The 6,251-nt window shown below is 66.8% G+C and carries 9 protein-coding genes; all 9 read left to right on the top strand.

Translation table 11 applies throughout. From position 1 onward, the window contains the following. Positions 1-514 precede the first annotated feature (514 nt). The 9 genes from rpmH (at position 515) to ACL00U_RS16855 (ending at position 6,158) form a co-directional block, all read left to right on the top strand. Complete coding sequence (gene rpmH, locus ACL00U_RS16895; RefSeq protein ID WP_022889115.1) at positions 515-652, top strand: 50S ribosomal protein L34; 138 nt, start codon at positions 515-517, stop codon at positions 650-652. A gap of 48 nt (positions 653-700) precedes the next feature. Beyond that, positions 701-1,051 carry a ribonuclease P protein component gene (rnpA, locus tag ACL00U_RS16890; RefSeq protein ID WP_017887818.1) on the top strand — a complete coding sequence of 117 codons (351 nt, stop codon included), beginning with the start codon at positions 701-703 and terminating at the stop codon, positions 1,049-1,051. After that, positions 1,048-1,428, top strand: a complete 381-nt coding sequence (yidD, locus tag ACL00U_RS16885; protein ID WP_017887819.1) for a membrane protein insertion efficiency factor YidD — start codon at positions 1,048-1,050, stop codon at positions 1,426-1,428. Before rnpA ends, yidD begins: the two co-directional genes overlap by 4 nt. Before the next feature lie 8 nt (positions 1,429-1,436). Further along, entirely contained in the window at positions 1,437-2,405 is a 969-nt protein-coding gene (yidC, locus tag ACL00U_RS16880) for a membrane protein insertase YidC (RefSeq protein ID WP_412873672.1), read from the top strand. Continuing rightward, entirely contained in the window at positions 2,406-2,906 is a 501-nt protein-coding gene (locus tag ACL00U_RS16875; protein WP_307358133.1) for a protein jag, read from the top strand. Continuing rightward, positions 2,903-3,562, top strand: coding sequence for a 16S rRNA (guanine(527)-N(7))-methyltransferase RsmG (gene rsmG / locus ACL00U_RS16870; RefSeq protein WP_412873671.1), 660 nt, complete (start codon positions 2,903-2,905; stop codon positions 3,560-3,562). Before ACL00U_RS16875 ends, rsmG begins: the two co-directional genes overlap by 4 nt. Before the next feature lie 81 nt (positions 3,563-3,643). Then, positions 3,644-4,537 carry a ParA family protein gene (locus ACL00U_RS16865; RefSeq protein WP_017887823.1) on the top strand — a complete coding sequence of 298 codons (894 nt, stop codon included), beginning with the start codon at positions 3,644-3,646 and terminating at the stop codon, positions 4,535-4,537. Next, complete coding sequence (locus tag ACL00U_RS16860) at positions 4,537-5,505, top strand: ParB/RepB/Spo0J family partition protein (protein ID WP_307358136.1); 969 nt, start codon at positions 4,537-4,539, stop codon at positions 5,503-5,505. The genes ACL00U_RS16865 and ACL00U_RS16860 overlap by 1 nt, the downstream gene beginning before the upstream one ends. A gap of 164 nt (positions 5,506-5,669) precedes the next feature. Beyond that, entirely contained in the window at positions 5,670-6,158 is a 489-nt protein-coding gene (locus ACL00U_RS16855; protein ID WP_307358139.1) for an RES family NAD+ phosphorylase, read from the top strand. The last annotated feature ends 93 nt before the right edge of the window (positions 6,159-6,251 follow it).

Here is a 6,251-nt window from a genome sequence, read left to right as displayed (position 1 = left end):
GTCGCGCTCGTCTCCAGGGGTCGTGTCGTGCGTTCGCTGCCGGACGAGAGTGCGTCCCGCGGGGTCGGACATGCCGTGGCGTCCTCGGCGACCGCACTCGGGACAGGGTCGTCTCCGGCGGATCGTCGGTGGCTCCGGAGAGTTCTCCGAAGCCTCGTTGCCACGGAGGTTCCCACAGGGTTGTCCACAGTGTTGTCCACGACCGCTCCGAGTCGTCCCACAGGAGTACTTCCCTGTCGTACCGGGCCTTCGAGGCGATCGATCACACCACTGTAAAGGACCGGACCGAGTCCCACCGAACGGAAGTTGTCCCCAATGTGGAGAATTGGGTCGAGCGACACCAGCCACGGGTGTGACGGCACGACCGGTCCGCGCGGGGTTTGACCTGCCCGCCGCTGTCACGTACCGTTAACCAGTTGACTGCGGCCCTTTGGTCGCGCCCATCTGCGTCGTCCGCACCCGGACGACTACACATACGTGACGGCTCGCCGCGAGCAGCCGTGTGGAGAACATCATGAGCAAGCGCACCTTCCAGCCGAACAACCGTCGCCGCGCCAAGAAGCACGGCTTCCGCCTCCGCATGCGGACGCGTGCCGGCCGCGCCATCCTGTCGGCGCGTCGCGCCAAGGGCCGCACCGAGCTCTCGGCCTGATCAGGCTCATCCGCCTGATCCGGTCCTCGGTCTGACCCCGGCGTCGCAGTGTTGGCCAGCGCCAACCGCATCGTGCGCGGGGACGACTACCGGAACGTCGTGCGTCGTGGTCGCAAGAGCGCCACGGCGCACGTCGTCGTGTCCGTGGTCCGCCAACCGGCCGACCGCGACGGACCGACACGCTTCGGCTTCATCGTCGCGAAGACGGTGGGCAACGCCGTGACCCGGAACCTGATCAGGCGGCGGCTCAAGGCGATCGCGCACGACCTGCTCGTCGAGTGCCCAGAAGGGTTCGACGTGGTGGTCCGTGTACTGCCAGCCGCATCGCAGGCCGGATGGCCTACCCTGCTCGAAGACGTCACGCGCTCCTTCGCGCGCGGGGTGGAGAAGGCAGCATGAACCGCACTCTGTGGACCCGGCTGGCCTGGGTCATCGCGTTGCTCCCACGCAACGCGTGCGTCGTCGTGCTCCGGGCCTACCGTGCGGTGATCTCCCCGCTGTACGGCAACGTCTGCCGCTACCACCCGTCGTGCTCCCGGTACGCCCTCGACGCGATCCAGCAGTACGGCGTCGTGCGCGGATCCGCCATGGGCGCCTGGCGCATCGCCCGCTGCAACCCCTGGGCTGCCGGCGGCATCGACGACGTCAAGGAACGTCGTCACCCGTTCGTCGTCAACCGGTTCGGGTTCGTCCTCGCGCCGATCCCGCAGCAGCCGCACCCCGCGGTCGGAACGGCCCGGCCGGTCCTGCTCCCCCAGCGCACTCGAAAGGCGTAGCCGTCCCCATGGACATCATCGGAACGATCCTCTGGCCGCTCAAATGGGTGGTCTCGGCCATCCTCGTCGGCTTCCACTGGATCTTCGAGAGCATCGGGATGGACCCGAGCGCGGGCATCACGTGGGTGCTCTCGATCATTTTCCTGACGTTCGTCGTCCGCGCCGCGTTGATCCCGATCTTCGTCCGGCAGATCAAGTCGCAGCGTCGCATGCTCGAGGTCGCGCCGCAGCTGAAGAAGATCCAGGACAAGTACAAGGGCAAGAAGGACCAGTTCTCGCGCGAGGCCATGAGCCGCGAGACGATGGCGCTCTACAAGGAGACCGGGACCAACCCGCTCAGCTCCTGCCTGCCGCTGCTCCTGCAGATGCCGATCTTCTTCTCGCTGTACTCCGTGCTGCACGAAGCGCAGATCAACAAGACCGGCATCGGCCTGCTGACGAACGACCTCGCGGCCTCGTTCGGCAACGCGGCGCTGTTCGGCGCTCCCCTGCACGAGACGTTCACGAACGCCTCCGGCTGGGAAGTCCGCGCGATCGCCGGCTTCATGATCGTCGTCATGACCGCGTCGCAGTTCATCACGCAGCTGCAGCTCGTCGCCAAGAACATGTCGCCGGAGACCAAGGAGTCTCCGATGTACCGCCAGCAGAAGATGATGCTGTACATCCTCCCGCTGGTCTTCGTGATCTCGGGCCTCAGCTTCCCCCTGGGCGTCATGTTCTACTGGCTCGCCTCGAACCTCTGGACGATGGCGCAGCAGTACTTCGTCATCCGCAGCATGCCGACCCCGGGTTCCGAAGCTGCTCTGGCTCGTGAAGCCCGCCTGGCCAAGAAGGCCCAGCGTCGCGGGACCGCCACTCCGGTCCTCGCCGAGGCCGGCGCCGGCGTCGGCGCGACGGAGATCGAGCCCGAGCGCGTCACCACCCAGCGTCAGCAGCCGGTCGGCAGGCAGCGCCAGAAGAAGAACGGGAAGAAGTAAGTGACCGAGCAGGACACCGCGGCCGCCGTCGAGACGGCGGACACCGAGACCGAAGACGTCCGCGACGAAGCGGACATCGCAGCGGACTACATCGAGGAACTCCTCGACATCTGTGATCTCGATGGTGACATCGAGATCGAGGAACGCGGCGGTCGCGTGTACTTGTCGGTCACCGACGACGGAGAGGCACTTCGTGTCCTCTCGAAGCCCGACACGGTGACCGCACTGCAGGAACTCACCCGCATCGCGGTACAGGCGGAGACCGGCGAGTTCAGTCGGCTCATCCTCGACGTCGGCGGCTCGCGCGACGCCCGTGCCGAGGAACTCCAGCGTCTCGTCGACACCGCGGTCGAGCGGATCGAAGCCGGTTCGTCGACGGCAGCACTCCCCCCGATGTCGTCGTACGAGCGCAAGCTCGTCCACGACCTGGTCGCTGAGAAGGGCTTCCACTCGGAGTCCGAGGGTGAGGGTCGGGACCGCCACACGGTCGTCACCCGATGACGGACGAGCCAGTGGCCCCCACGGCCGCACCGGTGCTGGAGACCGAGCCTGCTGCCGCCGTGACGCTGTTCGGCGACCAGATCGAGGTGGCGCGGTCGTTCACGGACGTGCTGGCGCGACGAGGTGAGGAGCTGGGCCTGATCGGCCCGCTCGAACTCCCCCGGCTGTGGACTCGACACATCCTCAATTCTGCGTTGCTGGCGCCCCTCCTGGAGGCGCGTGGCCGGGTTGCGGACGTCGGTTCCGGGGCAGGACTGCCAGGCCTTGTGCTCGCCATCGCCCGCCCCGACGTCGAGTTCGTACTCATCGAGCCGATGGAGCGTCGGACGGATTGGCTCCGCGCTGAGGCCGACCGGCTCGGCCTGCAGAACGTGACGGTGCTCCGTGGCCGTGCAGAGGACGTCGCTGACGAAGTGGTGGTCGACCAGGTCACCGCTCGGGCCGTCAGCGCGCTCTCGAAGCTGATCCCCCTGACCGTGCCCTTGGTTCGGTCCGGTGGCCAGCTCATCCTGATGAAGGGTGCGCGTGTCGACGAAGAGATCGAGAAGGCCCGCAAGGTGATCCTCCGGAAGCGCCTCTCCGACGTCGAGGTGCTCGAGCTCGGAGACGGTGTGGTCGACGAGACCACTCGCGTCTTCCGGGCTACAGTTGACTGACGCTGCGGCTCGGGCCGGGTCATCCGGCCGCCAGTGGCTCCGCGTTCCACGTGAAACATCGAACCGGGGAAGAGGCACTCGTTGAGTTCATCGACCGACTACGACGCGTCGACACCGCTCGCTCGCGAGATCGCCGACCTCAACCGTCGCCGCCGCGCGATTGCGACGCAGCAGTTCCCGCTGCCTGCTGAGACGCGGATCATCACCGTCTCGAACCAGAAGGGTGGCGTCGGCAAGACGACATCGACGGTCAACCTCGCAGCGGGACTCGCCCACGGTGGCGCTCGAGTGCTCGTGATCGACCTCGACCCGCAGGGCAATGCGTCGACCGCACTCGGCGTCGATCACCAGGCCGAGGTCGCGAGCATCTACGACGTCATCGTCGATGAGGCACCGATGGCCGACACTGTCCAGGCCTCCCCCGAGTCGGACACGCTCTGGTGTGTGCCGGCAACGATCCACCTCGCCGGTGCAGAGATCGAGCTCGTCTCCCTCGTTGCACGTGAGCAGCGCCTGCGGACCGCGCTCGACATGTACCTGCAATCGCTCGACGAGCCGTACCACTACGTCTTCATCGACTGCCCGCCGTCGCTCGGTCTGCTGACGATCAACGCGTTCGTCGCGGCACAAGAGGTCCTGATCCCGATCCAGTGCGAGTACTACGCGCTCGAAGGGCTGAGCCAGCTCCTGCGGAACATCGAGCTGATCGAGCGCCACCTCAATCCGAACCTCCGGGTGTCCACGATCCTCCTCACGATGTACGACAGCCGCACGAACTTGGCGAACCAGGTGGCGAACGACGTCCGGGAGCACTTCGGTGACCAGGTACTCAAGGCGATGATCCCCCGCTCCGTCCGAGTGAGCGAGGCACCCAGCTACGGGCAGAGCGTCGTCGCGTACGACGTGAACTCCACCGGGTCGCTGTCCTACCTGGAAGCGGCCGCCGAGATCGCAGCACGAGGAGCAAAGCACTGATGGCACCGAAGCGAACCGGGCTCGGCCGAGGCATCGGCGCCCTGATCCCCACAGCGACGGACCAGCAGGACCGTCCCGTGGATGTGTTCTTCCCGACCGGGGGCTCCCCCGCCTCCGCGCCGACGGCGGACGATCTCGTGGCAGTGCCGGGCGCCCGTCTGGCGAACCTCAACCCGCTCGACGTGATCCCCAACGCGCAGCAGCCGCGGAAGGAGTTCCGCGAAGAGGAGCTCCAGGAGCTTGTCCACTCCATCCGCGAGATCGGCGTCCTACAGCCCATCGTCGTGCGTCCCATCGCCGGCGCGACGGGGACGGAGCCGCAGTACGAGCTCATCATGGGTGAGCGTCGTCTGCGAGCCACCAAGGAACTCGGGCTGAGCACGATCCCTGCGATCGTGAAGGACACCCCTGACGACGCGATGCTCCGGGATGCACTGCTCGAGAACCTCCACCGGGCACAGCTCAACCCCCTCGAAGAAGCGTCTGCCTACCAACAGCTCCTCGCGGACTTCGGCATCACGCAGGAGCAGCTCGGTCAGCGCATCGGTCGGTCTCGACCGCAGATCACCAACACCATCCGTCTCCTGCGCCTCCCCTCCCCCGTCCAGCGCCGAGTGGCCGCAGGTGTCCTCTCTGCCGGGCACGCTCGTGCGATCCTCGCTGCGCCGGACGCAGAGGCGATGGAGTACCTGGCAGAGAAGATCGTCAACGAAGACCTCTCGGTCCGGGCGGCTGAGGCGATCGCGCAGCAACTCGCCGCGAAGACCCCGCAGACGAAGCCGAAGCCCGAGCCGTCGAAGCGTCAGGCGCACTTCGACGACCTCGCAGAGCGGCTCGGTGACCGGTTGAACACCCGGGTGAAGATCGCGGTCGGCGCCCGGAAGAGCTCGGTCACCATCGACTTCGCGAACGGCGACGATCTCAACCGGATCCTCGCCGAGCTCGGCGTGCGGGACCTCGAGAGCTGAAGCAGGCCTCACGCGGCGCTGTGGGGCGCTGTGAGCCTCTGAGACGCAATAGCCGAAGTGGACGGACGCCAGACTTCTGCCGTGCGCTCTGTCGGCAACGCAGCGCTCCGGACGACGCTGCGCCGTTGGCGGATGCGAATGGCCTTCGCTGAGATGGTGGTGTGGTGACCACCAGCGGCTCGCCCTTCACGCCAGCGATCCGGGGAACGTTCTTCCGCGCCGTGGATCCGAGGTTCCGAGAGTTCGCGATCGCGGGATCGCGCTCCGTGGGCCGGTATTCCAGGGCCGATGAGCCGACGTTGTACCTCAGTGCGTCGGTCGAAGGAGTCGAAGCTGCGATGGTCGCGCACAGGGACGTCCGTGCGGCGACGTTGGAGATCGTCGCGATCGATGTCGACGCTGCACGAATCGTCGACCTGCGTGATCCAGGCACGCTCGATTCGATCGGCATCGACCTGCAGGACGCTGTTGCTCCATGGCAGGACATCGCCGCCGCCGGTGGGTCGCCCGGTTCGTGGCAGGTGCGCGACCGCTTGCTCGAGATCGGCGCCGACGGACTCATCGATCCGTCTCGGAAGAGCCCCGGCCTGTGGCACTTGGTGCTGTTCCGGTGGAACGAGGACGACGCGCCAACCGTTGTGATCCGTCGATGAGATCGGCCGGACGAGCAGTGCGACGTTCCACGTGGAACATCGAAGCCCGTCAATCACGCCAGCGTGGTCCCGAGCGCGCGGTGTTCCACGTGG

Source organism: Curtobacterium poinsettiae (assembly GCF_047226435.1).
Classification (GTDB): domain Bacteria; phylum Actinomycetota; class Actinomycetes; order Actinomycetales; family Microbacteriaceae; genus Curtobacterium; species Curtobacterium poinsettiae.
This window is presented reverse-complemented; position numbering and strand designations above follow the sequence as displayed.